The sequence below is a fragment of the Micromonospora profundi genome (assembly GCF_011927785.1).
Classification (GTDB): Bacteria; Actinomycetota; Actinomycetes; order Mycobacteriales; family Micromonosporaceae; genus Micromonospora; species Micromonospora profundi.
In genome coordinates this window covers 4,566,526-4,591,607 of sequence record NZ_JAATJK010000001.1, presented here as the reverse complement: position 1 = coordinate 4,591,607, position 25,082 = coordinate 4,566,526, and the positions used below count along the sequence as shown (strand labels likewise).

The 25,082-nt window shown below is 71.9% G+C and carries 25 protein-coding genes; 18 read left to right on the top strand and 7 right to left on the bottom strand.

What is annotated here, in order from left to right; translation table 11 throughout:
• Positions 1-4: 4 nt before the first annotated feature.
• From F4558_RS20190 to F4558_RS20180, 3 genes are all read left to right on the top strand, one after another.
• Positions 5-1,123, top strand: coding sequence for a cystathionine gamma-lyase (locus F4558_RS20190; RefSeq protein ID WP_167945518.1), 1,119 nt, complete (start codon positions 5-7; stop codon positions 1,121-1,123).
• 4 nt (positions 1,124-1,127) lie between these two features.
• Positions 1,128-1,916, top strand: a complete 789-nt coding sequence (locus tag F4558_RS20185) for a putative protein N(5)-glutamine methyltransferase (RefSeq protein ID WP_053652529.1) — start codon at positions 1,128-1,130, stop codon at positions 1,914-1,916.
• A 520-nt stretch (positions 1,917-2,436) separates the two neighbouring features.
• A complete protein-coding gene (locus F4558_RS20180; protein ID WP_053652417.1) occupies positions 2,437-3,486 on the top strand; it encodes an ROK family protein in 1,050 nt (349 codons plus the stop codon).
• Between the two features lie 228 nt (positions 3,487-3,714).
• Here the strand turns inward: F4558_RS20180 and F4558_RS20175 are convergent, their stop codons facing one another.
• Entirely contained in the window at positions 3,715-3,915 is a 201-nt protein-coding gene (locus tag F4558_RS20175) for a DUF397 domain-containing protein (protein ID WP_053652418.1), read from the bottom strand.
• 5 nt (positions 3,916-3,920) lie between these two features.
• Positions 3,921-4,766 (bottom strand): helix-turn-helix domain-containing protein, encoded by an 846-nt coding sequence (locus tag F4558_RS20170; protein WP_053652419.1) that lies wholly within the window; start codon positions 4,764-4,766, stop codon positions 3,921-3,923.
• A 276-nt stretch (positions 4,767-5,042) separates the two neighbouring features.
• Between F4558_RS20170 and F4558_RS20165 the strand changes: the two genes are divergently transcribed.
• Together F4558_RS20165 and F4558_RS20160 are read left to right on the top strand one after the other, a co-directional pair.
• Complete coding sequence (locus tag F4558_RS20165; protein ID WP_167945516.1) at positions 5,043-5,261, top strand: hypothetical protein; 219 nt, start codon at positions 5,043-5,045, stop codon at positions 5,259-5,261.
• A 161-nt stretch (positions 5,262-5,422) separates the two neighbouring features.
• The gene (locus F4558_RS20160) at positions 5,423-6,523 is read left to right on the top strand and encodes a D-alanine--D-alanine ligase family protein (RefSeq protein WP_167945514.1); all 1,101 of its coding nucleotides are present in this window, start codon (positions 5,423-5,425) and stop codon (positions 6,521-6,523) included.
• 76 nt (positions 6,524-6,599) lie between these two features.
• Here the strand turns inward: F4558_RS20160 and F4558_RS20155 are convergent, their stop codons facing one another.
• Both F4558_RS20155 and F4558_RS20150 read right to left on the bottom strand, forming a co-directional pair.
• Positions 6,600-7,283 (bottom strand): DUF3515 family protein, encoded by a 684-nt coding sequence (locus tag F4558_RS20155; RefSeq protein ID WP_167945512.1) that lies wholly within the window; start codon positions 7,281-7,283, stop codon positions 6,600-6,602.
• A gap of 9 nt (positions 7,284-7,292) precedes the next feature.
• Positions 7,293-7,526: an Lrp/AsnC ligand binding domain-containing protein gene (locus F4558_RS20150; RefSeq protein WP_007456453.1), complete on the bottom strand. Its 234-nt coding sequence runs from the start codon at positions 7,524-7,526 to the stop codon at positions 7,293-7,295.
• Positions 7,527-7,679: 153 nt separating this feature from the next.
• On the opposite strand from F4558_RS20150, the gene F4558_RS20145 reads away from it, so the two are divergent.
• A complete protein-coding gene (locus F4558_RS20145) occupies positions 7,680-8,612 on the top strand; it encodes a thiamine-phosphate kinase (protein WP_376767597.1) in 933 nt (310 codons plus the stop codon).
• 29 nt (positions 8,613-8,641) lie between these two features.
• A complete protein-coding gene (locus F4558_RS20140) occupies positions 8,642-9,103 on the top strand; it encodes a GNAT family N-acetyltransferase (RefSeq protein ID WP_167945506.1) in 462 nt (153 codons plus the stop codon).
• A gap of 127 nt (positions 9,104-9,230) precedes the next feature.
• Here F4558_RS20140 and rpmB read toward each other — a convergent pair whose 3' ends face one another.
• Positions 9,231-9,422 carry a 50S ribosomal protein L28 gene (rpmB, locus tag F4558_RS20135; protein WP_011905179.1) on the bottom strand — a complete coding sequence of 64 codons (192 nt, stop codon included), beginning with the start codon at positions 9,420-9,422 and terminating at the stop codon, positions 9,231-9,233.
• 269 nt (positions 9,423-9,691) lie between these two features.
• On the opposite strand from rpmB, the gene F4558_RS20130 reads away from it, so the two are divergent.
• Together F4558_RS20130 and recG are read left to right on the top strand one after the other, a co-directional pair.
• Positions 9,692-11,305, top strand: coding sequence for a fatty acid kinase ATP-binding subunit FakA (locus tag F4558_RS20130; RefSeq protein ID WP_053652423.1), 1,614 nt, complete (start codon positions 9,692-9,694; stop codon positions 11,303-11,305).
• Entirely contained in the window at positions 11,302-13,500 is a 2,199-nt protein-coding gene (gene recG / locus F4558_RS20125; protein ID WP_167945504.1) for an ATP-dependent DNA helicase RecG, read from the top strand. The genes F4558_RS20130 and recG overlap by 4 nt, the downstream gene beginning before the upstream one ends.
• Before the next feature lie 430 nt (positions 13,501-13,930).
• On the opposite strand, the gene F4558_RS20120 is transcribed toward recG, so the two are convergent.
• Together F4558_RS20120 and F4558_RS20115 are read right to left on the bottom strand one after the other, a co-directional pair.
• Positions 13,931-14,902, bottom strand: coding sequence for an LPXTG cell wall anchor domain-containing protein (locus tag F4558_RS20120; protein WP_167945502.1), 972 nt, complete (start codon positions 14,900-14,902; stop codon positions 13,931-13,933).
• A gap of 321 nt (positions 14,903-15,223) precedes the next feature.
• Positions 15,224-16,732, bottom strand: coding sequence for a cell wall anchor protein (locus F4558_RS20115; RefSeq protein WP_167945500.1), 1,509 nt, complete (start codon positions 16,730-16,732; stop codon positions 15,224-15,226).
• A 302-nt stretch (positions 16,733-17,034) separates the two neighbouring features.
• Between F4558_RS20115 and rsmD the strand changes: the two genes are divergently transcribed.
• The 9 genes from rsmD (at position 17,035) to F4558_RS20070 (ending at position 25,054) form a co-directional block, all read left to right on the top strand.
• Complete coding sequence (rsmD, locus tag F4558_RS20110) at positions 17,035-17,598, top strand: 16S rRNA (guanine(966)-N(2))-methyltransferase RsmD (protein WP_167945499.1); 564 nt, start codon at positions 17,035-17,037, stop codon at positions 17,596-17,598.
• Positions 17,595-18,077 (top strand): pantetheine-phosphate adenylyltransferase, encoded by a 483-nt coding sequence (gene coaD / locus F4558_RS20105; protein ID WP_053652428.1) that lies wholly within the window; start codon positions 17,595-17,597, stop codon positions 18,075-18,077. The genes rsmD and coaD overlap by 4 nt, the downstream gene beginning before the upstream one ends.
• A 295-nt stretch (positions 18,078-18,372) precedes the next feature.
• Complete coding sequence (locus F4558_RS20100; protein WP_053652429.1) at positions 18,373-18,870, top strand: SPFH domain-containing protein; 498 nt, start codon at positions 18,373-18,375, stop codon at positions 18,868-18,870.
• A gap of 109 nt (positions 18,871-18,979) precedes the next feature.
• Entirely contained in the window at positions 18,980-19,543 is a 564-nt protein-coding gene (locus tag F4558_RS20095; protein WP_053652430.1) for a YceD family protein, read from the top strand.
• 5 nt (positions 19,544-19,548) lie between these two features.
• A complete protein-coding gene (gene rpmF, locus F4558_RS20090) occupies positions 19,549-19,722 on the top strand; it encodes a 50S ribosomal protein L32 (RefSeq protein ID WP_030335284.1) in 174 nt (57 codons plus the stop codon).
• Positions 19,723-19,857: 135 nt separating this feature from the next.
• The gene (locus F4558_RS20085; RefSeq protein ID WP_167947571.1) at positions 19,858-20,823 is read left to right on the top strand and encodes a phosphate acyltransferase PlsX; all 966 of its coding nucleotides are present in this window, start codon (positions 19,858-19,860) and stop codon (positions 20,821-20,823) included.
• On the top strand, positions 20,820-21,758 hold the full coding sequence (rnc, locus tag F4558_RS20080; RefSeq protein WP_231639885.1) for a ribonuclease III: 939 nt from the start codon (positions 20,820-20,822) through the stop codon (positions 21,756-21,758). The genes F4558_RS20085 and rnc overlap by 4 nt, the downstream gene beginning before the upstream one ends.
• Positions 21,751-22,608 carry a bifunctional DNA-formamidopyrimidine glycosylase/DNA-(apurinic or apyrimidinic site) lyase gene (gene mutM / locus F4558_RS20075; protein WP_053652533.1) on the top strand — a complete coding sequence of 286 codons (858 nt, stop codon included), beginning with the start codon at positions 21,751-21,753 and terminating at the stop codon, positions 22,606-22,608. Before rnc ends, mutM begins: the two co-directional genes overlap by 8 nt.
• A 220-nt stretch (positions 22,609-22,828) precedes the next feature.
• Positions 22,829-25,054 carry an MMPL family transporter gene (locus F4558_RS20070; RefSeq protein ID WP_167945497.1) on the top strand — a complete coding sequence of 742 codons (2,226 nt, stop codon included), beginning with the start codon at positions 22,829-22,831 and terminating at the stop codon, positions 25,052-25,054.
• Positions 25,055-25,082 lie beyond the last annotated feature (28 nt).

Genomic DNA, 25,082 nt, shown 5'->3' with positions numbered 1-25,082 from the left:
TCCGATGAGCGATCTGGGAGACGGCACCCGCTGCGTACACGCCGGGTTGCCCGAGCCGGCACCGGGGGACCCGTTCCTGCCGGGGCCGGTGTTCGCCGCGCCGTACCACCTTGACCCGTGGCAGGGCCAGGGTTCGTCGCCGAACGGCTACGGCCGCCCCGACAATCCGACCCGGCGGCTGCTGGAGGCCGCCATCGGCGAGCTGGAGGGCGGTGACTGCCGCGTCTTCGCCACCGGTCAGGCGGCCATCACCGGCCTGCTGCTCGCGGTGCTCCGGCCGGGGGACACCGTGCTGCTGCCCGCCGACGGCTACTTTCCCGTCCGGGCGTTCGCCACCGACGTGCTGGAAACCATCGGTGTACGGGTGGTCTTCGTGCCGACCGCAGGGCCGTACCCGTCGCTTGAGGGCGTACGCCTGGTGCTTGTGGAGACCCCCGCCAACCCCGGCCTTGACGTGGTCGACGTGGCGGCCCTGGCCGAGCGCGCGCACGCCGCAGGCGCCCTGCTCGCCGTGGACAACACCACCGCGACCCCGCTCGGGCAGCGCCCGCTGGACCTCGGCGCCGACCTTGTGGTCGCGTCCGGCACCAAGGCGCTCACCGGCCACTCCGACCTGCTGCTGGGCTACCTGGCGAGCCGGTCCGCCGATCTGGTCGGGGCGGTGACGTCCTGGCGCACGGCCACCGGCTCGGTACCGGGCGCGTTCGATTCCTGGCTGGCCCACAGGTCGATGGCCACGCTCGACCTGCGGCTGGCCCGGCAGAGCGCGAACGCCGCAGCGATCGCCGACCTGTTGGCCGGCCGGACGGACGTGACAGGTCTGCGCTGGCCGGGGCTGCCGGACGACCCCGCGTACCCGGTGGCGTCGACGCAGATGCGCCGGATGCCCGGCGTGCTCTCGTTCGACCTGGGCGACGCCGACCGGGTTGCCCGCTTCATCACCGCCGCCCGGCTGGTGGCCGCCGCCACCTCCTTCGGTGGTACGCACACCACTGCCGACCGGCGGGCACAGTGGGGCGACGACACCTCGCCCGGCTTCGTCCGGCTCTCCTGCGGCGTGGAGGACACTGCCGACCTGGTGGCCGACATCGCCGCCGCGCTTGACGCCGCCGGGCCGGCCTGAGGTCGTGACAGCCGCGCCTCTCGCCGACCGGTCCGTTCTCGTGGGCAGGTTGCGCGCCGCCGGTTGCGTCTACGCCGAGGACGAGGCCGATCTGCTGCTCGCCGCCGCCGAGTCTCCCGCCGCGTTGGCGGAGCTGACCGACCGCCGGGTGGCCGGCGAACCGCTGGAATACCTGCTCGGCTGGGCGGAGTTCTGCGGCCTGCGGATCGCGGTCGACGCTGGCGTCTTCGTGCCCCGTGGCCGGACCGCCCTGCTGGTCGAGGCGGCGGCCTCCGTGACCGGCGCGGCGGCGGCGGTTGTCGACCTGTGCTGCGGCTCCGGGGCCACCACTGTGGCACTCGCGCACCGGCTCGCGCCGCGCTGGCTGGCAGCCGCCGACATCGACCCGGCGGCGGTGGCGTGCGCCAGGCGCAACCTCGCGGGGCTGGCCGCCGAGGTGTACGAAGGTGACCTGTTCGCCCCACTGCCGCCGCGCTGGCGGGGCCAACTGGACCTGGTGGTCGCCAACGCTCCGTACGTGCCGACCGACGCGGTGGCGCTGATGCCCCCCGAGGCGCGGCTGCACGAGGCGCCGGTGGCGCTCGACGGTGGGCCGGACGGGCTCGCGGTGCTGCGCCGGGTGGCCGCAGGCGCTGCCCACTGGCTGGCACCCGGCGGCCACCTGGTCGTCGAGGTCAGTGTCGTCCAGGCGGATGCGCTCTGCGCTGCCCTTGACGCGGTCGGGCTGGAGCCGGACGTGCGGCACGACGAGGACCTGGACGCCACAGCGGTGACGGCCCGCCGCCTCCGCTGAGCCCTCTCGCCCGCCCGCCACCGCCGCTGCCACCACCGACGTCGCTGTCGCTGCCGCCACTCCCGCCGCCCCCACCGGGGTCGGCTCAACACGCGGGCCAACATCGTCAGCTCCAAGGTCCGCCGTCGGCAGTCCGCCGTGCCGGTCGGCCGTCGGCAGTCCGCCGTGCCGGTCGGCCGGCGTGGACAGGAATCCGCGTCGCCCAGGCCCGGCAAGGCCACCGCCCGCCCGTACCCCTTGTCCGTCCTTTGCTCTGCTTCAACCGGCGCAACACTTCGGGGTCGTTTGCGTTGCGTGGGTTGAAGCAGAGCAAAGGACACGCGACGACCCTCCTCGGGACCGGGGACCGGGGACCGGGGACCGAGGGCTGAGGGCTGAGGGTCGGGCAGCCGAGGGCCATGAACGAACGCCCTCTCGCCGGGATGTCGGGCTTTCGCAGGTCCTGAGGCGGTCGGCATGGCGGGGGAGAGGGCTTGGCACTAGCCTCGGCTCACATCCATGTCGTCGGGAGGCGGTTTCGGTGGGCAGCGCAGGGGTGCCGGTGGTCGTCGGCCTCGACAACGGCGGCACCAGCAACAACGCCACGGTGCTGACTGTGGACGGCCGGTTCCTGGTCGACGGGCTCCTGGAGATCCCCAGCGAGGTACGCGCCGGGCCGGAGGCCGCGATCGAGGCGTTGGCCCGCGCGCTGGACGGTGCGCTGGCCCGGACGGGCGTGCCGCGCGAGATGGTCCGCGCGGTCGGCCTGGACACCCCCGGCCCGGCGAGCGCCACAGGTGTCATCTCGTCGCGGGGCTCGACAAACTTCTCCCAGCCCGCGTGGCGCGGCTTCGACGTACGGGGCGCGCTGGAGCGGCGCCTCGGCCTGCCCGTGATCTACCACAACGACGGCAACGCCGCCGCGCTCTACGCCCACCACGTGTACTTCGGCGACGAGGCGATGAGCAGGTCGTCGGTCGCCGCGATCGTCGGCACCGGGCTCGGCGGTGGCGTTGTCGAAGGTGGTCGGGTGATCGCCGGCGCCGCCGGGATGGCCGGGGAACTGGGCCACGTGCACATCCCGCTGAACGGGCTGCTCGGCCCGGGACAGCCGGAGCCGACCTGCGCCTGTGGTTTCACAGGGGACGTCGAGAGCGTCGCGTCGCTTACCGGCATCGAGCGCAACCTGCTGCCGTACTGGCTGGCCCGCTACCCCGACCACCCGCTCACCGCCGAGCCGTTGGCCCGGGCGGCGAAACTCGTCCGGGGTTACGGGGAGCGGGGCGACGCGCTGGCCCGGGACCTGTTCACCCAGCAGGCGATGGCGCTGGGCCGGCTGTTCACTGTGGCGTCCAACTTCACCGACCCGCACGCGTACTTCGTGGGTGGTGGCGTGGTGGAGGCGGCGCCGGAGTTCCGGGACTGGTTCCTGGCGACGGTCCGCGAGCACACGGTGCTCCGACAGGAGCAGGCGGCGCTTGCCACGTTCGCACTGGTGCCGGACCGGGACATGGCAGGTGCCCGTGGCGTGGCGATCGCCGCGCTTGAGGCGCTGCGCGCCGCGCCGGAACCCGGCCCGCTGGTCGCCTGAGCCCGCTGGTCATCGTCCGCCGGCAGGTCGTTGCTCCGGCCGCGCAGATCGTCGCTTCGGCCGGGCACACCATGGATTTGGCCGGGCAGGTCGTTGCTCTGGCCGCTCGAAGCGGGCACCAGGGCGACCCTGAGGCCGCTTGACGGCCAGCCGCGGCCCGCGGTTGGGTGGACCGCCCACGGGCCCGGCGCGCTCGGTGGCACGCCAGGCCCGCTGTCGACGGTGCGGTCAGTGGCGGGGCGGGGCCTGGGCGAAGGTGGCCCAGGCCGCCGGGGGGAACAGGAGGGCCGGGCCGGCCGGGTCCTTGGAGTCGCGGACGGCCACCAGGCGTGGGATCGAGGCGACCTCCACGCAGGCGCCCTGGTCACCACTTCGGCTGCTCTTGCGCCATCTCGCCGCGGCCAGTGCCGCGGTGATCGTCGGTGTCATCGTTCCTACCGTCCCTTCAGGAGTGTAAGGAGCTGCTTGCGGGTGTCGGCGGGGCTGAGCGCCACGCTCCGCAGATGCTCCATGATCTTGGTACAGGTGCGTGTTTCACCTGCCCGGTCGAGGATCATCTGACCGGCGACGGTCTCCACCGAGGCGATGATCGGGTCCTCCGGGTCGGCGAACTCCAGGATGTGCAGCGAGCCCCGTGTGCCGCGGTGGTAACCGGCGGAGAGCGGGATCACCTGGACGGTGATGTTGGGCAGCTCGGCCATCTTGACCAGGTGTCGTAGCTGCCCGTCCATCACCGACTGGTCGCCGACGGGGCGCAGCAGTGCGCCCTCGTCGATGATCGCGTCGAAGATGGCTGGATTGTCGCCGGTGATTCGCTGCTGGCGGTCGAGCCGGGCCTTGACCCGCTGCTCCACCAGGTCGTCGACAAGGGTGTGCGGCCCCCCGCGCATCACCCCGCGTACGTAGTCGGCCGTCTGCAAGAGGCCGGGCACCACCGAGGGTTCGAAGTTGGCGATGGCTGTGGCCTCCGCCTCCAGGGCGATGAAGTCGATGGTGCGGGGGTCCAGCACGTACGAGTACGACACCCACCAGCCCGGTTTGCGGGCGTCCTTGGCGAGCTGCACCGCTGCGGCCACCTCCTCGGCGCCCACTCCGTACGAGGTGAGCAGAGCGCGCACGGTGGCCGGGTTGATCAGCGTCTGGGCGTTCTCGTAGCGGGAGAGGGTGCTCCGCGTGCTGTTGATCTCGTCCGCGGCGGTTTCCAGTGTCAGCCCGGCGGCCTCCCGATGATGGCGGAGGGCGATGCCGAGCCGGCGGGCGCGAGCGGTCTTGGGGGGCATGCATCGATGGTCGCACACATTTGCGGGAATGTGTGTATGGGACCGCGCCGATGAGAGTTGCATTCACAGCCATGTACGTGTCACGCTGTCACCACGTCCTCACCGCCGGTTGTCGTGGCGACGGTGGTGGTGAGTGACCGGAGGGGATAGGGCGCGCGGCGATCGGGTTTCTCCCCCGTACCCGATCGTCGCGTGCCGCCGTCATTTCGGCCTCCCGGAAGGAGACGACGTGCGTACCGGCTCGGAGTGCCTCGCCGTTCCCCCGGGCGGCAGGAGATGACCCGATTCCTGGTCGTGCTCACCGACGTACGTCCAGTCGAGGGCATCGACCGCAACGAGCGCACCGCCCCCGAGCGGCGACGACAGGTGGTCGGCGCCAGCAGCAGGGAGGCCGCCGACCGGATCGCCGGAGCGTTCATGGCCCTGGGCATGGTGCGGGCCGGCCGCCAGCGGGTCAAGGTGATCGCGGTCGGCCGTCGACGCGCCCGGAACTGACCGTCCGTAACGCACCGTATAACCTCTGTTGACCGATTGCCGCGTCGCTTCGTGGCTCGCCGGGTATCGCCTCGCCCTACCGCCACGCACAGTAAGGTCAACCGGGTGAGCGCCACCGGCGAGCACGACCAGCCGCAGTCGCGTACGAAGAGGTGACCGGAGTGACCACCCCAGGCAAGACCCGCGTGGCGATCGTCTTCGGCGGCCGTAGCCCGGAGCACGGCATCTCCTGCGTCAGCGCCGGCAGCGTTTTCGGCGCGCTCGACCCGGACGAGTACGAGGTGGTACCGGTGGGCATCACCCGAGCCGGACAGTGGGTGCTGACAAGCGGCGACCCCGCCCAGCTCGCCATCAATGCCCGCCAGCTACCGGAGATCACCGCCGAGTCCGGCGACGACATCGTGCTGCGTGCCGACCCGACAGGCAACGGCCTCATGGTGCTCGACCCCACCGAGGGTCCCCGAGTGCTCGCCGACGTCGATGTGGTCTTCCCCGTCCTGCACGGCGCGTACGGCGAGGACGGCACCATCCAGGGAATGCTGGAGATGGCAGGCATCCCGTACGTCGGGGCGAACGTGTTCGCCTCTGCCGCCGCCATGGACAAGGAGTTCACGAAGAAGCTCTGCGCGGCCGAGGGCATCCCAGTCGGCCCGTACACGGTGCTGCGCAACGGGATGACGCTCAGCGAGCAGGACAAGGAGCGCCTCGGCCTGCCGGTCTTCGTCAAGCCATCCCGGGCCGGGTCGTCGTTCGGCATCACCCGGGTCACCGACTGGGCGCGACTGGACGAGGCGGTCGCCACCGCCCGGCAGTTCGACCCGAAGGTCATCATCGAGGCCGGGATCGTCGGCCGCGAGATCGAGTGCGGCGTGCTGGAGGGCGAAGCCGGCGGCGTGCCCGAGGCGTCAGTACTGGCCGAGGTACGGGTCGTCGCCGACCACGACTTCTACGACTTCGAGGCGAAGTACCTCGACGACGCCTGCGAGTACGACATTCCGGCAGGTCTGCCGGAGAAGGTGACCCGCCAGGTGCAGGAGTACGCCGTCCGCGCGTTCACCGCCCTGGACTGCGCCGGTCTGGCCCGGGCCGACTTCTTCGTCACCCCCGAGCTGGACGTCTACCTCAACGAGATCAACACGATGCCCGGGTTCACGCCGACGTCGATGTTCCCGCGGATGTGGGCGGCCTCCGGGCTGGAGTATCCGAAGCTGGTCAACCGCCTGATCCGCACCGCCCAGCGGCGCGGCGTCGGCCTGCACTGAGGCCCACCGGACTGTCGGCCGATCAGCAGTGTCGGCTCCGGCCGTCGGGCCGCGCCGATCGGCGCGCCCGGCCCGATCAGCGCTGGCAGCCGGAGGGGATGGCCCCGCCGGAGGGCACCGAGGCCACGATCACGTCGGAGATCGGCGCCGCCCACTGCAACGGCTGCTCGTAGGAGCGCGGGACGCGTACCGTCACCGGCGTCTCCCGGTCGACGGTGGTGAGCACCGTCGCGTCGGCCTGCTCGGCGGCATGCCAGCAGACCCGGTTGACGGTCCAGACCTCGTCGGTGGCGGGGAAGTCCGGCTCGGCACCCCCGCAGGCAACGGTGAGTGCGGGATCGCCGTACGCGGCGTTCTGCTCCGGGCCGGCGGTGACCGGGCGCTGGTTCAGGTCGCGGATGGTCTGCGGCAGCTGGGAGAGCAGCGCACGGCAGACCGTGGCCGGGCGGGCGGCCAGCGCCGGGGCGGCCATCTCGACGGGGGCGGTGGACTGCGCCCGGGGGGTCGTGGCGGACGGGCTCGGCGCGGCGGCCGGCGTGTCCGGGGCGAGCTTCGTGAAGGCCAGTACGGCCACCAGCAGCGTGACCGGAATCGCGATCAAGGTGGCAAGCAGTGCGGCGCTCCGGGTGGTCCGGTCCCGGCCGGTCGGCGCGTCGGCAGCCGGGTCGCCGGTCGCGCGGTTACCGTCAGCCCGCTCGGGTGTCCCGTCGGCCGCGTCGCGCGTGCCGTCGTCGTCGAGAGCAGCCGAGGAGGTCGTCATCTCGTCCACTTACAGCCGCACCACCGAACACGTGAGGGTGCGGGTGATGCCGGGCACCATCTGCACCTTGCTGACGATGAGTTTGCCGAGTTCGTCGACGGTGTTCGCCTCGGTGAGGACGACCACGTCGTACGGCCCGGTGACGGCGTCGACGCGTACGACGCCGGCGATGTCCGCGATGAGACCCGCCACGTCACGTGCGCGGCCGACCTCGGTCTGGATGAGGATGTACGCCTGTACCACGACTCGACCTCCGTCCGTCGCCGCCCAGGGGCGGCCCGAAGGGTGAAACTACCTTACGGACCAGGTCTGATCCCTATCGGTGGTCAAGGAGCAGCGGTGAGCGAGCACGGCGGAGCCGGGCAGGACGGGCGGAACGCCGGCGGTGGTGCCAGCGTGGCCGGGATCGGCGAGTTCGGGTTGATCGGGCGGGTCACCGCGCGGTTGGCGATGGGGCCGACGACACTGCTCGGCCCGGGGGACGACGCGGCGGTGGTGGCCGCGCCGGACGGCCGGGTGGCCGCCTCCACCGACGTGCTCGTCGACGGCCGGCACTTCCGGCGGGACTGGTGCTCGGCGGCCGACGTCGGTCACCGGGCTGCGGCTGCCAACCTGGCCGACATCGCGGCGATGGGCGCCACACCGACGGCGCTGCTGGTGGCCCTCTGCATGCCGGCGGAGCTGGAGACGAGCTGGGCGGAAGGGCTCGCCGACGGGTTGGCCGCCGAGGCGGCGACGGTCGGCGCGAGCGTGGTCGGTGGGGACATGTCGGCAAGCCCCACCTTGACCATCGCGGTGACGGCGCTGGGTGACCTCGGTGGCCGGGCGCCGGTGGTGCGCTCCGGCGCGCGTCCCGGGGACGTACTGGCCCTGGCCGGGCGCATCGGGTACGCGGCGGCCGGGCTGACAGTGCTCACCCGTGGTTTCCGCACGCCCCGACTGCTTGCCGAGGCGTACCGGCGACCGCAGGTGCCGTACGCGGCCGGGCCGCAGGCAGCAGTGCTCGGCGCCACCGCCATGATCGACGTGTCGGACGGGCTGCTCGCCGACCTCGGGCACGTGGCGAAGGCCAGTGGGGTGGCCATCGACGTACGCCGGGATGTGTTCGAGGTGCCCCGGCAGATGGCCGACGCGGCGCGGGCGCTCGGCGTCGACCCGTACACCTGGATCCTTGCCGGTGGCGAGGACCACGCGCTTGCCGCGACCTTCCCCCCGGAGGTGGCGTTGCCGCCGGAATGGCGGCCGATCGGCCTGGTCACGGCCGGTGCCGGGGTGACAGTCGACGGGGGCGCCTACGATGGGCCGAGGGGCTGGGACCACTTCCGGTGAGGCCCCGCGCCGGCCGTACCCTGGACGCCGTGAGTGAGATCGAGATCCGGCTGGCGCGGTTCGGCGCGCCGGTGGCGCAGCAGTTGATCAAGGAGGCGCTTGCCGACCTCGGGGCCCGCTACGGCGGCACCGGCGACGACACCCCGGTGGACGCCTCCGAGTTCGAGCCGCCGGACGGCGCGTTCGTCATCGCCTACCTGGGCGGCGAGCCGGTCGGCTGCGGCGGCTGGCGCGCCCACGGCCCGGACACCGCGGAGTTGAAGCGGATGTACACAGCGCCGGCGGCCCGTGGGCGCGGCGTGGCGCGGATGGTGCTCGCGGCGGTCGAGCGGTCGGCCCGTGACCAGGGCCGCAAGCGGATGATCCTGGAGTGCGGGGATCGCCAGCCCGAGGCGATCGCCATGTACACGTCCGCCGGCTACGACCGGATCCCGAACTTCGGCTTCTACAAGGACTCGGAGGGCTGCGTGTCCTTCGGCCGGGCGCTCTGACCGGCCGGGCCGCCCGGCGACAGCGCAGGCCCCGACCTGCCGGGCAGCCCGGGGCGCGGACACGATTCAGCCGGCGGACCGCTGGGTCCGCCGGCTGAGCCGAACGAGAAGAGGTGGTGCCGCCGCGTCAGGCGCGGGTGACCTTGCCGGCCTTGATGCACGAGGTGCAGACCTTCAACTTCTTGGTGTTGCCACCACCGGCCGGGGTACGCACCGACTGGATGTTCGGGTTCCAGCGGCGGTTGGTCCGCCGGTGCGAGTGGGACACGTTGTGGCCGAAGCCCGGCCCCTTGCCACAGACGTCGCACACGCTAGCCACGGGATACTCCTGGGATTGAAACGTTCATGAGGTCGCCGGCAGGCGCTGCGCGGGCAACCTGGTCAGGTTACCCGATGACCCACCGGCCCGGCGAACCGGCCCGGTCGAGCGGGCGCTCGCGGCCGGCCTGCCGGTGGGGCCGCCCGCCTGGTGGCAGCCGGTCCGGCGGCAACGGTACCGGAGTGATCCGCCCCGGCCGGAAGGCGGTGGGCGGCGGACACACGCGGCGAGTCCGACGCGTGTCGGTGCGCGCCAGTAGGCTTCTGGCCGTGCTGGACTCCCTCGACGCCGCAGCGGTCCGCCGCTGGTGCGCGAGCGGGCTGGCCGCGCTGAAGCGCCACCAGGGCGAGATCGACCAGCTCAACGTCTATCCGGTGCCCGACGGCGACACCGGCACCAACCTGGTGCTCACCCTCACGTCGGCCCAGCAGGCACTCTCGATGGACCTGGACACCCTCCCCGACAGCGGTCCGACCGCGCACGGGCACGCGCTGCGGCTGATGGCCCAGGGCGCACTGCTCGGCGCGCGGGGCAACTCCGGCGTGATCCTCTCGCAGATCCTGCGCGGTTTCGCCGACGCCGTGGCCGTCATGCCGGTGGTGCGCGGTCGGGGCCTGACCGTCGCGCTGCGGTCCGCGACCACCGCCGCTTACGCCGCGGTCGGCCAACCCGTGGAGGGGACCCTGCTCACAGTTGTCGCCGCGGCCGCCGCCGCGGCCGAGGGGGCCGACAGCGACGACCTTCCGGCGGTGGCCCGGCTCGCCGCGCGGTCGGCGGCCGAGGCGCTGTCGCGTACCCCGGAGCAGTTGCCGGCCCTGGCCCGCGCCGGCGTGGTCGACGCCGGTGGCAAGGGCCTCTGCGTCCTGCTCGACGCCCTGGTCGAGGTCCTCACCGGGGAGACCGCCTCAGGGCTCGCACCGGCGCCGCGGACCGCCCGGCCGGCCGCCGCCGTCGCGCGGGAGACCGGCTCCGATGAGTACGCCTACGAGGTGCAGTTCCTGCTCGACGCCCCGGCCGACGCGGTGGCCGTGCTGCGTCGGACGCTTGCAACGCTCGGGGATTCGCTCGTCGTGGTCGGCGACGGGCGCGAGCCGGACGCCACCTGGAACGTGCACGTGCACGTCAACGACGTGGGCGCGGCGATCGAGGCGGGTGTCGCTGCCGGCCGCCCGTACCGGATCTCGGTGACCCGCTTCGCCGACCAGCCGGAGCCGCCCCCCGTTCCGGTCGAGGCGGGCCGCGCCGCCGTGGTGGTCGCCACCGGCGAGGGGATCGCCGAGTTGTTCGCCTCCGAGGGTGCCACTGTCGTGCCGGGCAACCCGTCCATCGGTGAGCTGCTGGAGGCGGTACGCGGCACCGGCGCGGCGCGTGTGGTGGTGCTGCCCAACAACCCGAACACCGGGGCGGTGGCGAGCGCGGCGGCCCGTGAGGCACACCGCCACGGCATCAAGGTCAGCGTGGTGCCGACCCGCTCGCCGGTGCAGGCCCTCGCCGCCCTCGCGGTCCGTGACGGCACCCGCCGCTTCGAGGACGACGTGATCGCGATGGCCGAGGCGGCCGGCGCCTGCCGCTACGCCGAGGTCTGCCACGCGAGCCGCGACGCGTTGACAGTCGCCGGCCCGTGCCACCCCGGGGACGTGCTGGCACTTGTGGAGGGGGAGGTGCACCTCATCGGCGCCGACCTCATCGACACGTGCGCCGCAGTGGTCGACCAGATGCTCGGCGGTGGCGGCGAGATGGTCACCCTGCTGGCCGGTGTGGACGCGCCCCCCGGGCTGACCGACGCCGTCCGGGCGCACGTCGAGCGGCGCTGGCCGTTCGTCGAGGTGCACGCGTACCCGGGCGGCCAGCCGTTCTATCCGCTCCTGGTGGGGGTCGAATGAGTGAGCCGGCCACGGTGGACACTCCGCTGAAGAAGCTCGTGGGCGACAAGACGGCCAAGGCCCTGGCCTCCCAGCTCGACCTGCACACCGCGGGTGACCTGATCTACCACTTTCCGCGCCGCTACGACGAGCGTGGCGAGCACACCGACATCCGCTCGCTGGACGTCGGCGAGCAGGTAACCGTGCTGGCCCAGGTGCAGCGCACCGCCGTTCGCCCGATGCGCCAACGTCGGGGCAACCTGCTGGAGGTGACCGTCGGCGACGGTTCCGGCGGGTTGCTGACGCTCACGTTCTTCGGCAACCAGGCGTGGCGCGAGCGGGAGCTGCGTCCGGGCCGGTGGGGTCTGTTCGCCGGCAAGGTCACCGAGTTCCGGGGCAAACGACAGCTCAACGGCCCGGAGTACGTCCTGCTCGGCGAGGGCGGTGAGGGCGAGGCGGCGGTCAGCGACGAGATCGAGGAGTTCGCCGGCGCGCTGATCCCCGTGTACCCGGCTGCCGCTGCCGTCCCGACCTGGGTGATCGCCCGCTGCGTGCGTGTCGTACTGGACACGTTCACCCCACCGGAGGACCCGCTGCCGGCCACAGTGCGGGCCAGCCGCAACCTGGTCGGCCTGGGCACCGCCCTGCGGGAGATCCACCGTCCGTCCAGCAAGGAGGAGCTCTATCGGGCGCGGCGGCGGCTCAAGTGGGACGAGGCGTTCGCCGTCCAGTTGACACTGGTGCAGCGCAAACACCGGGCCGCCGACTGGCCGGCCCGCCCCCGTCCGGCGCGCGCCGGCGGCCTGCTGGACGCGTTCGACGCCCGACTGCCGTACGAGCTGACGGCCGGGCAGCGTGACGTCGGTGTGGAGATCGCTGAGGACCTGGCGGCCCCGCATCCGATGCACCGCCTCTTGCAGGGCGAGGTGGGCTCGGGCAAGACGGTGGTGGCGCTGCGGGCGATGCTCCAGGTGGTCGACGCGGGTGGGCAGGCCGCGCTGCTGGCGCCCACCGAGGTGCTGGCCGCGCAGCACCACCGCGGCATGCTGGACCTGCTCGGGCCGTTGGGCCGGGCCGGCGAGCTGGATTCCGCCGAGCACGCCACCCGTGTCGAGTTGGTGACCGGCTCGCTTGGTGCGGCGGCCCGCCGTCGGGCGCTCGGCGAGGTGGCCAGCGGCAACGCCGGCATCGTGCTGGGCACCCACGCCCTGCTGTACGAGGGGGTGGACTTCGCCGACCTGGGTCTGGTGGTGGTCGACGAGCAGCACCGCTTCGGCGTGGAGCAGCGCGACGCGTTGCGGGCCAAGGCCGCCCAGCCGCCGCACGTGCTGGTGATGACGGCCACCCCGATCCCGCGCACGGTGGCGATGACCGTCTACGGCGACCTTGAGGTGTCCACCCTCTCCCAGTTGCCCCGAGGGCGGTCGCCGATCGCCTCGCACGTGGTGCCGGCCGCCGAGAAGCCAGCCTTCCTGGACCGGGCGTGGCGCCGGCTGCGTGAGGAGGTGGCCGCCGGCCATCAGGCGTACGTGGTGTGCCCGCGGATCGGGGAGGGCCCGACGTCGGAGGATGAGGAACCGCCGCTCGACGACAACGGCCGTCGCCCGCCCCTCGCCGTGACCGAGGTGGCCCCGCTGCTTGCCGACGGGCCGTTGCACGGGCTGCGGATCGGGGTGCTGCATGGCCGCCTGCCGGCCGACGAGAAGGACGCGGTGATGCGCTCCTTCGCCGCCGGTGACCTGGACGTGCTTGTGGCGACCACTGTCATCGAGGTCGGTGTGGACGTGCCGAACGCGACAGTGATGATCGTGCTGGACGCCGACCGGTTCGGTGTCTCACAACTGCACCAGTTGCGGGGCCGGGTCGGCCGGGGCTCCGCCGCCGGGCTCTGCCTGCTGGTGAGCGAGGCGGCCGAGGGGTCGTCGGCACGGGAACGGCTGGACGCCGTCGCGTCCACAAGCGACGGGTTCAAGCTCGCCGAGCTTGACCTGGAGCAACGACGCGAAGGTGACGTGCTGGGCGCCACCCAGTCGGGGCACCGCTCGCACCTGCGGCTGCTGTCCCTGCGACGCGACGCCGACCTGATCCGCGACGCCCGCGCCGAGGCGATCACCCTGATCGAGGACGACCCGGAGTTGACCCGCAACCCGGCGCTTGCCGCGTCGGTCGCGGCCCTTGTCGACGAGGACCGCGCGGAGTATCTGGAAAAGGGCTGACCGCGTTCTGAGGCTCTGCCGCTGACCGCCCCGCCCTCGTCGCGGTCGAAATGGGCTGGGTTGGATCGTCACGTCTGCCCGGGCGTCGTGCCTGCCTGACGTCGTGCCTGCCTCACGTCGTGCCTGCCGTGCGGTGGTACCTCCGCGCGTCCTTTGCTCTGCTTCAACGGACGCAACAGGCCGCGTCCGGTATGCGGACGGCGGCCGTTGCCTGGAGGTAAGCAGAGCAAAGGACGCGCATGAGACCTGTCCTCGGCGCCGCCGCCGGTCACTGCGCTGACCGCGAGATGGAGGCGCCGAACCGCGGCTTAAGCCCGCACTGCGGGCCAAGGCCGACTGCGGGCCGAGGCGGACCGTGACCGAGCCGGAAACGCCCGAGGGCGCGTCGACCGGGTGGTCGACGCGCCCTCGGGTTTCAGCGCGGTTCGGGTCAGACGGTGAAGCGGAGCCGGCGACGGCGAGCCATCACGAACAGGCCCGCACCGGCGGCCAGCAGCACGACGGCACCGCCGGCGATCATGGTGGTGTTCGCGCCGGTGAGCGGCAGGCCGCCGCCCTGACCGTCGCACTCGGCCGGCTTCTCCCACGCGATCGGCTCGGTGTCGTCGAGACCATCGGCGGCCGGAGTGACGGTGAGGCCCTCGGTCGCGGGGAACGAGACGGAGCCGGTCTCGCCCGGCTTGACGGTAAGCGTCTTCACCTCGCCCTTGTTCGGGGTCAGGGTGAGGGTGACGGTCTCACCGTCGGCGGGGTTCTCCACCGTGAAGGTGAGCTTGTCGCAGGTCGACTCGACGGTGCCCACCGGCTCGACCGGTACCGAGGGAGCCGTCGGGGTCTCCGACGGGCTCTGGGTCGGCGTCGGGGAGGCAGTGGTCGCGCTGGGGCTGGGCGACGCCGGCACGCTCGGGGTGGGCGACGCGCTCACGGTCGGCGTGGCGGTCGGCGTCGGGCTGGCCGGCGGCGTGGTGGGCTGGGCCGCGCAGGTGCCGGCCGGCTTTGCCGCCACCGTCCGGTGCTCGGTCACGATCCGGTTCGGACGCACCCACCGGGCCTCGACGGTCAGCTCGATCTTCGGCTTCCGCTCGGTGAAGCGGTGGGTCTGGGTGGCGGTGAGGAAACCGTCGCCCTTCTTCGGGAGCGTCGCGCCTACGGCCAGGTTGCCGTCACGGAACTCGTTGGGCACGGTGGACGTGAGAGCCGTGACCTCGGCAGTGATGTTCTCGCTGTTGCCGACCTTCCACGTCACAGTGGTCAGGCCGTCTGCGGCCAGGCAGTAGGTGCCGGAAGGCTCGGGGTGGTGCGCACTGGCGGGCGCGGCGAGGGCGCCGACACCGACGAGACCGATCAGCGCGCCGGCGGCGATGGCCGCGATGCGCCGCAACGGAGACTTGGGAGGGTTCACGCAGGCTCCTGGTGAGGGGGAGTACGGATCGCGTGCGGGGAGCCGGGAGGCGGGACGCCTGTGCGGGTCGTCTGCTCACCGGGGCGTCGCGACGCGGGATGCTCCCGCGCGAGGCGGGAACAGAGGGTGACTGTACTGATCAATGGTGAATCTGGGGAGTTCAGATCATTGCCGGAAGGCAACTTTACTAATTCGTGATCATTGATCGCCGGTACGTGTTCGCCCGGTCACTGCCGATCCCTGCGGCGTTGCTCCGGAGTGGAGCCGAACACGCCACGGGCGCGTCGACCGGTTGGTCGACGCGCCCGTGGGCCGAACAGGTCAGGCGGTGAAGGTCACCCGACGCCGTCGGGCGATGACGAACAACACGGCGCCCGCGATCAGCAGGGCGATCGCCCCGGCGGCGATGCCGCCCGCCGCCGCACCGGTGACCGGGAGACCCGGCTCCTCGCCTCCGCCGCCACCGCCGCCGCAGTCACCCTCCGGCGTGTAGATGGCTTCCAGTTCCAGGTCCAGATCCGGCAGGGTGACGAGCGCCGACTCGGCCTTGCTGGCCTTGAAGGTCACCTTCTCCGAGCCGCCGGCGGCCACCGTACGGGTCTCGGTCTTGTCGCCGTACGCGAAGGTGGCCTTCACCGGGAGACCACCCTCGGGGTTGGTCACGGTGAGCGCGAAGGTCTTGCAGTCGGCCTCGGTGGTGACGGCCGGCAGGGGGCAGTCCTCGGGGCGCTGCCACGAGTACGTGCCGTTCTCGACCACCTTGCCGTCGACAAGCACCTCGATCTTGCCGGCGTTGGCGGCCGGAACCACGATGCTGTTGTCGGCCTTGCCTGCCGCGACGGAGACCTTCTTGGACCAGCCGTCCGCACCCTTGATCTCGAACTCGACCGGGTACTTGCTGATCTTGCCGTCGTTGCTCAGCGAGACGGCCACCGAACCGTCGCAGTTGGACGCGAAGGTCGAGGCCGGGGTGGTGCAGCTCTTGTCGCCGCCGTTGTACCAGCCCTGCACGCCCTTGGACCGGTTGCCCGGCGCGCCCGGGGATCCGAGCTTCTTGTTGTCGTACCGCTTGCCGCCCTCGACCAGCGGGTCGATGACCTGCTCGCCGTCACCCCAGATCAGGTCGACCTGGGTGTGGCAGTCCGGGATCTCGACGTTCAGCTCGATCTCGGTCTGGGTGCCGCCGATCCAGTCGCTGTCCGGCGTGCCGTAGACGTACTGCGGGGTGGCGAACTGCGGGCGCGGCGCGAAGTACGACACCAGCGTGAACCACTGCTTGCCCTCGCCGCACAGCGGCAGGTCACCGTCGAGCTTGACGGTGGCGGTGCCCTTCGGGCCGTCGAAGGTGTGGCTGTACTTGGCCTTGCTGGCGTCGATGCACTTCGGCGCCGGCGTGCAGGACCTGTCGGCGGCAAGGTTGATGCTGCCGTTGTTGGTGGCTTCCTTGCCGTTCTTCTGCCACTTGCCGAACACCGTCAGCTTGGCGGTGGCGGTGTCGCCGGGCACCCGCTGGACGGCCTGCACGGAGCCGCGCTTCTCGATGACGTACCCCTGAAGGGGCACGGAGGTTGCGCCCCGGACGGGCACTGTCACGTCGGTCGCGGGCTCGGAGGTCACCCTCTTGAGCGTCACGGCCTTGTCGCGCTCGCTGTTCTCCACCTTCCACGTGATCACGCGCTCGCCGGTGCGCTTGTCGCAGTCGGCGGTGGCGGTGATGGTCGTGTGGTGCGCGCTGGCTGGGGCGGCCACCGCGACGACCCCGGCGAGGCCGATGAGGGCGGCTCCCAGGACGGCCAGCGGTCGCCGTAGCGACAGCTTGGGACGGATCACGGGTACTCCTGGAGTGCTGAAGCGTCAGGGGTGTGGCACGGGAGAGACAGTGGACGGTCGCTGCACGTCCAGACGGTGCGGCGCCCTCCCGATACCGTGGGCCGGTGGGTTGCCGCCGGCACCCGGCAGACCCTAGCGAGATCGCCACGAGTGATACAGGCCTCAGGATTCACTAAGGCGAATGATATGAACTTGAGATCATTGATATACGAGAAGTGATCACGTGATCGTCGCGGCGATACCTACCGTGTTGCCGACTTCGGCGGGTCGCGTAGCGTCGAGGTCATGAGCAGGAGGAGGCGATGACCCGGATCGTGGCCGGGACACTCGGCGGCCGTCGGATCGCCGCACCCCCCGGTGCGGGCACCCGACCCACCTCGGATCGGGTCCGCGAGGCGCTCTTCAGTGCCGTGCAGGCCGAGGTCGACCTCGACGGCGTGCGCTTCGCCGACCTGTACGCCGGTTCCGGCGCGGTGGGGCTGGAGGCGCTGTCCCGGGGTGCCCGGCACGTCCTGCTCGTGGAGTCCGACCCCCGGGCTGCCCGGGTGATTCGCGAGAACGTGGCGACCCTGCGGGCCGGCTCGGCCGTCCGGCTGGTCGCCGGCAAGGTGGCGACCGCACTGGCCGCCGGCCCGGACGGCGGACCGTACGACGTGGTCTTCGCCGACCCGCCGTACGCCGTGCCGGACGAGGAGATCACCGCGCTGCTGACCGCGCTTGTCGACGGCGACTGGCTGGCGCCCGACGCGCTCGTGGTGGTGGAACGGTCCAGCAGGACCAGGCAGTTCGACTGGGTGGAGGGCATCACCCCCGGGCGTAGCCGCCGTTACGGCGAGACCACGCTTTGGTACGGTCGCCGATCATGAGACGCGCGGTGTGTCCCGGCTCGTTCGACCCGGTGACCAACGGTCACCTCGACATCATCGGTCGGGCCAGTCGGCTCTTCGACGAGGTGATCGTCGGCGTGCTGGTGAACCAGTCGAAGAGTGGCCTGTTCACCGTCGAGGAGCGGATCGACATGCTCCGCGAGGTGACCTCCTCGTACGGCAACGTGCGGGTCGAGTCGTTCCGGGGGTTGCTTGTCGACTTCTGCCGGGCCCAGCAGGCGAGTGTCCTGATCAAGGGTCTGCGGGCGGTCAGCGACTTCGACTACGAGTTGCAGATGGCCCAGATGAACATCGGGCTGGCCGGGGTCGAGACGTTGTTCATGCCGACCAACCCCCTCTACTCGTTCCTCTCCTCCAGCCTCGTCAAGGACGTGGCCAAGTGGGGCGGCGACATCTCCGCCCACGTCCCCGACGCAGTGCGAGAAGCGCTACAAACTCGCCTGACCCCCCGCCCCTGACCCCGCCCCCCTAACCCCACCCTCACCCTCACCCTCACCCCCCACCCCCATCTCCCGCGATCTTGCAGTTGTGGTCGCGGGAATGTGTGTAGGTGCGGCAATTGTCGAGGCGGAAAGTGCAAGATCGACGGGGTTTGGGCGGTGCCAGGGTCGCGGAGCGCGATGGGGGCGCGACGCGCCGGGTTGGGGTGGATGGGGCGTGGGTGGGGCGGGCACGACATGATTGGTGGAGCGGGGAACCGGCCGTAGCCCGCATCATGGAGGTCGGCCGACGAACGACAGGAGTGAGGTACCGGTGGACCCGCTCGATCGCATCGACGAACTGATCGCCATGGTGGAGCAGGCCCGCTCCGTCCCGATGTCGCGCAACAACTGCATGGTCGACCGGGGCGAGATGATCGCCGCTCTCGATGAGATGCGTGCCGAACTGCCCGCCGACCTGCGCCGCGCCGCCGCGCTCCTCGACGAGCGCGACAAGATCATGGAAGCGGGCAAGCGCGAGGCGGACCGGATCATCAGCGAGGGTGAGGCAGAACACGCCCGCCTGGTCTCGGTGAACGAGATCACCGTGTCGGCCGAGCACGAGGGGGCGCGGATCATCTCCGAAGCCCGGGCCGAGGCGCAGCGCCTGCGCGAGGAGGTCGACGACTACGTCGACACGGCGCTTGCCAACTTCGAGCAGTTCCTCACCCGGGCGCTCGCCTCGATAGAGCGTGGTCGCGACAAGATGCACGCGCTGCGGGAGATCGGCACCTTCGGTGGGGATGAGGCGGAACGCCCGCTACCCTTCTGAGCGGCACCTCACCAGCCGACACTCAAGGCGGGCGTCGCCCCCGGTTCGACGGTCCGGCGGTCGCCCAGGTAACCTTTTTTGTCGGCCTCTCACCGGCCGGAGTCTGACTATGCCCAAGCGCTCGCCATCGACACTCGACCCCAGGTCGCCGCTGGTCCTCGACACGAGGGACCTGCCGCGCCGCCCTGGCGCGTTGCGTGAGGTCCAGCGGGACGTGCCGGCACCGGCGGACCTCGGTGTGGAGTTGATCGGCGTGCCGGAGGGCGCAGACCTCACCCTCGATCTGAGGTTGCAGTCGGTGTCCGAAGGTGTGCTCGTCTCCGGGACCATCACCGGTCCCGTCCGGGGCGAGTGCGGGCGTTGCCTGCGCGAAATCAACAACTCGATGGCCGTGACGATCCAGGAGCTGTACGCGTACGAGAACAGCACCACGGACGCCACGACCGACGAGGACGAGGTGGGCCGGATGCAGGGCGATCTGATCGACCTGGAGCCGGCGCTGCGGGACGCGTTGGTGCTCACGCTGCCGACCAACCCGCGCTGCCGGGAGGACTGCCCAGGACTGTGCCCCGAATGTGGGGCGCACTGGGACGATCTGCCGGCCGACCACAGTCACCAGCAGATCGACCCGCGTTGGGCGGGCCTGTCGCAACTGACCCGTACAGAGGAGTAAGAACCGTGGCCGTCCCCAAGCGCAAGATGTCGCGCAGCAACACCCGGTCCCGCCGGGCGAACTGGAAGGCGACCGTGGTCGCGACCGTCGCGTGCCCGCAGTGCAAGTCCCCGAAGCTGCCGCACGCCGCCTGCTCCGTCTGCGGCACCTACAACGGCCGCCAGGTTCTCGAGGTCTGACCTGGACGCCGAGTGACGCCCCCGACCCCAGGTCGGGCGGCGCGCGCACCCTGGCATTCGCCCGGTGCCCCGGCTCCCTCCGACACCGGCCGGCCCAACCCGGCCGGTGTTCCGGCGGAGCGGGGCACCGCGCGGATCGCCGTTGACCTCCTCGGCGGGGACGACGCTCCCGCCGTCGTGGTTGACGGCGCTCTGCGTGCCATGCGCGCCGACCCGGACCTGCACCTGCTGCTCGTCGGCCCGACCGAGGTCGCCGACGAGCTGATCGCTGCCCTCGGCCCGGCCCAGCGGGCCCGGATCACCGTGCGGCCGGTCCGCGATTCCGTCGGCATGGCCGACCATCCCAGCGCCGCCCGCGCGGAGAGCACCGTCCGGGCCGTCGTCACCGCCGTCCGCGACGGCACCGCCGACGCGCTGGTCTCCGCCGGAGCCACCGGCGCCACTGTCACCGCCGCCGTGCTCGGCCTGGGTCGCTGGCCCGAGATCCGCCAACCCGCCCTGGTCGCCACCCTGCCCGCGGTAGCCGGGCCGGTAGTGCTGCTCGACGTCGGCGGCACGCTGGAGCCCCGCCCGGCCACCCTCGCCCGGCACGCCGTTCTCGGCGCCGCGTACGCCGCGGTCGCCCACTCGGTCGCCGCGCCCCGGGTCGGCCTGCTCTCGGTCGGCACCGAGGCCGGCAAGGGCGACCGGGTACGCCGCGCCACCGACCCCCTGCTCTCCGTCGAGCCGCTGCCCGGCGGCGCGCACTACGTCGGCCTGGTCGAGGGGTACGACGTGACGCTCGGCGCGCGCGCCGATGTGGTGGTCACCGACGGCTTCACCGGTAACGTGCTGCTCAAGGCGATCGAGGGCGCGTACGCGATGGCCGGCGGCCCGCCCGTCGGCGGCGGCGCACCCCGTGCCGCCGCTCTGCTGGGCGTCGCCGGAACGGTGGTCGTCTGCCACGGCTCCGCCGGCGCCGACGACGTCGCCTCCGGCATCGCCCTCGCCGCTCACCTGTGGCGGAGACACGCCATCGACCTGGTTTCCGCGTTGCTCGACGGCGACGCCGTGGCCGACCGCTCAGACCGCTCCACCGACACCGAGGTACGTACATCATGAGCAACGACAAGCGGCGGCGGGCGTCCGTCGGTCACCTGGAAGCCGCGTTCGGCGTCAGCATCGAGCCGGACCTGCTGGAACGGGCGCTGACCCACCGCTCGTACGCGTACGAGAACGGTGGCCTGCCGACAAACGAACGGCTGGAGTTCCTCGGCGACTCGGTGCTCGGCGTCGTGATCACCACGGCGCTGTTCCACAACCATCCCGATCTGCCCGAGGGCCAGTTGGCCAAGCTGCGGGCCAGCGTGGTCAACATGCGGGCGCTCGCCGACGTGGCGCGTGGTCTGGGGCCGGACGGCCTCGGCGCGTACCTGCTGCTCGGCAAGGGTGAGGAGACCACCGGTGGGCGGGACAAGGCGAGCATCCTCGCCGACACGCTTGAGGCGCTGCTCGGCGCGATCTACCTCCAGTACGGGCTGGACACCGCCGGGATCGTGATCCACAGGCTCTTCGACCCGCTGATGGCCGAGTCGGCTGGCCGGGGTGCCGCCCTGGACTGGAAGACCAGCCTCCAGGAGTTGACCGCGGCGTTGGGGCTCGGCGTTCCGGAGTACCGGATCGAGGGCACCGGCCCGGACCACCTGAAGACGTTCACCGCCTGGGTCGTGGTGGCCGGCAACCGCTACGGCGGCGCCGAGGGACGCAGCAAGAAGGAGGCCGAGCAGCGGGCCGCCGAGGCGGCCTGGCGGACGCTCGCCGAGCAGAACGGCCCCGACGACGAAGGCCAGACCAGCCAGAGCGGCCAGAACGGGCGGGCCAGCACCGACCACCGGGACCAGCCGGGCGACGGCAGTGACCTGACCGACGGGGACGAGTCGTTCGGGCCGTTGGAGCGCGCCGAGCGGGCAGCCCAGAGCGAGCAGGCCGACCACCTGGCGCAGTCCATGCCGGCCGGGGGTGCCGACGGCCACGAGACTGGTGTACGCCGTGCCTGAGCTGCCCGAGGTCGAGACCGTACGGCAGGGGCTCGCCCAGTGGGTGATCGGTCGGCGGATCGCCTCGGTCGAGGTCCGACACCCGCGCGCCGTCCGGCGGCACGTCCCGGGTGGGGCGCACTTCGCCGACGTGCTCGCCGACCGGACCGTGCTGGACGTCCGCCGCCGCGGCAAGTACCTGTGGCTTCCGCTGGACAGCGGCGACGCGGTGATCGGGCACCTCGGCATGTCCGGGCAGTTGCTGCTCCAGCAGCCCGGCACTCCGGACGAGACCCACCTGCGGGTCCGGTTCCGGTTCGCCGACGACGGGCCGGAGCTGCGCTTCGTCGACCAGCGCACGTTCGGTGGGCTCTCGGTGAGTGAAGGTGGCGCCGAGCTGCCCGCGGAGATCGCGCACATCGCCCGCGACCCGATGGACCCGGAGTTCTCCGACACGGAGTTCGTCGCCTCGCTGCGCCGCCGACGGACCGAGGTGAAGCGCGCCCTGCTCGACCAGACGCTGATCTCCGGGGTGGGCAACATCTACGCCGACGAGGCGCTCTGGCGTGCCCGACTGCACGGCGTCCGCCCCACCGACGCGCTGACCGGGCCGGCCGCGCAGCGCCTGCTCGGGCACGTCCGTGACGTGCTGGGTGAGGCGATCAAGGAGGGCGGCACCAGCTTCGACGCCCTCTACGTCAACGTCAACGGCGAGAGCGGTTACTTCGACAGGGAGCTGAACGTGTACGGCCGTGAGGGCGAGCCGTGCCGGCGGTGTGGCACGCCCATCCGCCGTGAGGCGTTCATGAACCGCTCCTCGTACAGCTGCCCGCGTTGTCAGCCCCGGCCCAGGGGCTCCCTTCGGGGATGACCCGGAGCGGCATCCGGGTCGGCGTCGGCGGGTCGCGCCCGGCACCCCGGATCGTCCCCGGAATCGGTGACCGGGTCGGGGGTTGACACCGGCCCGGTGGCCCGCCACCCATGGTGGACGGACTCCGGGGCAGGCCCGGCCGATCCCCGATGTGATGGTCTCGTCCCGTCTCTAGCGTCAGCACCGTTGACAGGGGGCTGACGTGACAGGGGGACCTGAGATGGGCGCAAGACCGGTGACGGTGCGGATGGCGCGGTGGAGCGCCGAGCATCCGTGGCGGGCGATCGCGCTGTGGGCCGTGTTCGTGGCGGTGTGTTTCGTGGGTGGCAACGCCGTCGGCCTCAACGAGGCGACAAACAACGACCAGGCGATCGGCGAGGCGGGGCGGGCCGGCGTGATCGTCGACTCCGGAGCCTTCGACGACCCGGCCGTGGAGAACGTACTGATCACCGCCCGGGACGGGTCCCTGGACCTGGTGGCGGCGAAGACGGCGGCCGACGACGCGGCGGCCCGGCTGCGTACCGTCCCCGGGGTCGCAGGCGTCGGCCAACCGGTCACCGCGCGGGACGCGTCGGCGGTGTTGCTGCCGATCACCATGTCCGGTGATCCGGGTACCGCGTCGGACCGGGTGCAGCCGCTGCGCGACGCGACAGCGACAGTGCAGGGCGCGCATCCGGGGCTCCGCGTCGAGCAGGTCGGCGGCCCGTCGATCAACCAGGCCCTCGACGACACCCTGGGCAAGGACTTCAAGCGCGCCGAGCTGCTCAGCCTGCCGGTCACACTGGCCATCCTGATCATCGCGTTCGGCGCGTTGATCGCCGCCAGCGTGCCGGTGCTGTTGGCGCTCTCCTCGGTCGCCGCCGCGATGGGTCTCTCCACCCTCGCCTCGCACCTGGTGCCCGCCACCGACACCACCGCGCCGGTGATCCTGCTGATCGGCATGGCTGTCGGTGTCGACTACTCGCTGTTCTACATCCGCCGGGAACGCGAGGAACGGGCCAAGGGCCGCTCCGGCCTGGACGCTGTCGAGATCGCCGCGGAGACCTCCGGGCACGCCGTTGTGGTCTCCGGCTTCGCGGTGATCATCTCGATGGCCGGGCTGCTGCTCGCCGGCGACGTGGTCTTCTCGTCCCTGGCCGTCGGCTCGATCCTTGTGGTCGCCGTCGCGGTGACCGGCTCGCTGACCGTACTGCCGGCCCTGCTGGCCAGGCTCGGCCGCTGGGTCGACCGGCCCCGGGTGCCGCTGCTCTGGCGCCTGACCGCGCCGCGCGCCGACCGCAACGGCGCACCCCGCGCACCTCGACTCTGGCCGGCGGTGCTCCGGCCCGCCCTGCGTGCTCCGGTCGCGACCCTTGTCATCTCGGTCGGTCTGCTGCTCGCGCTTGCCGCACCCGCGCTCGGCATGAAGCTGAAGTTCCCCGGCATGGAGGACCTGCCGCGCACCACGCCGGCGATGCAGGCGTACGACAGACTCACCGCGGCCTTCCCGAGCACAGGCACCAACCATGTGGTGGCGGTGCGCGCGCCTGCCGAGCAGGCCGACCGGGTCCACGCCGCGCTCGCCGGCCTCGCCGGCCGTGCCGCCGGTGACCCGCTGTTCGCTCCCGCCGAGGCGGACGGCCCGAAGATCGAGGTGTCGGCCGACCGGCGGGTGTCGGTGCTGGACGTCGCCACCCCGTACGCCAGCAGGGACGACCGGTCGGTGCAGTCGTTGGAGAAGCTGCGCGACGACCTTGTCCCGGCCGAGCTGCGGGGCATCCCCGGGATTGAGTACGCGGTGGGCGGGAGCGTTGCCGACAGCGAGGACTACGCGCAGCACATCAAGAGCAAGCTGCCGCTGGTGATCGGGTTCGTGCTGGTGCTCACCTTCCTCGTCATGGTGTTCACCTTCCGGTCGGTGGTGGTGGCGGCAAGCTCGATCCTGCTGAACCTGCTCTCCGCCGGCGCCGCGTACGGGCTCGTCGTGCTGGTGTTCCAGGGTGAGTGGGCCGAAGGGCTGCTCGGTTTCACCTCGATGGGCGCGATCGTGTCCTGGCTGCCGCTGTTCCTCTTCGTGGTGCTCTTCGGACTCTCGATGGACTACCACGTGTTCGTGGTCAGCCGGATCCGTGAAGGAGTCCTGGCGGGGATGTCCACCAGGGACGCCGTCTCGTACGGCATCACCTCGTCGGCGGGGGTGGTGACAAGCGCGGCGATCGTGATGGTCGGCGTGTTCTCGATCTTCGCCACGTTGAGCACCATCGACATGAAGCAGCTCGGTATCGGCCTGGCGGCGGCGATCCTTCTGGACGCCACGATCATCCGGGCCGTGGTGCTGCCGGCGCTGATGACCATGCTCGGCGACGCCAACTGGTGGGCGCCGCGCTTCCTGCGCCCGCGTCCGAAGCCGGCCCCCGCCGACGCCAATCCGCCGGCAGCCGCGCCGGAGCTGGTGGCGGTGCCCTGACCCAGGCGCGAGTTCGGCCGGGCCACGA

What these genes read in the sequence shown, in the direction of transcription:
- coaD (WP_053652428.1), top strand. Translation starts at nt 17,595, where the DNA reads ATGAGACGCGCGGTGTGTCCCGGCTCGTTCGACCCGGTGACCAACGGT.
- F4558_RS20095 (WP_053652430.1), top strand. Translation starts at nt 18,980, where the DNA reads ATGCCCAAGCGCTCGCCATCGACACTCGACCCCAGGTCGCCGCTGGTC.
- recG (WP_167945504.1), top strand. Translation starts at nt 11,302, where the DNA reads ATGAGTGAGCCGGCCACGGTGGACACTCCGCTGAAGAAGCTCGTGGGC.
- F4558_RS20170 (WP_053652419.1), bottom strand. Translation starts at nt 4,766, where the DNA reads ATGCCCCCCAAGACCGCTCGCGCCCGCCGGCTCGGCATCGCCCTCCGC.
- rnc (WP_231639885.1), top strand. Translation starts at nt 20,820, where the DNA reads ATGAGCAACGACAAGCGGCGGCGGGCGTCCGTCGGTCACCTGGAAGCC.
- F4558_RS20165 (WP_167945516.1), top strand. Translation starts at nt 5,043, where the DNA reads ATGACCCGATTCCTGGTCGTGCTCACCGACGTACGTCCAGTCGAGGGC.
- F4558_RS20070 (WP_167945497.1), top strand. Translation starts at nt 22,829, where the DNA reads ATGGGCGCAAGACCGGTGACGGTGCGGATGGCGCGGTGGAGCGCCGAG.
- F4558_RS20190 (WP_167945518.1), top strand. Translation starts at nt 5, where the DNA reads ATGAGCGATCTGGGAGACGGCACCCGCTGCGTACACGCCGGGTTGCCC.
- rsmD (WP_167945499.1), top strand. Translation starts at nt 17,035, where the DNA reads ATGACCCGGATCGTGGCCGGGACACTCGGCGGCCGTCGGATCGCCGCA.
- F4558_RS20155 (WP_167945512.1), bottom strand. Translation starts at nt 7,283, where the DNA reads ATGACGACCTCCTCGGCTGCTCTCGACGACGACGGCACGCGCGACGCG.
- F4558_RS20175 (WP_053652418.1), bottom strand. Translation starts at nt 3,915, where the DNA reads ATGACACCGACGATCACCGCGGCACTGGCCGCGGCGAGATGGCGCAAG.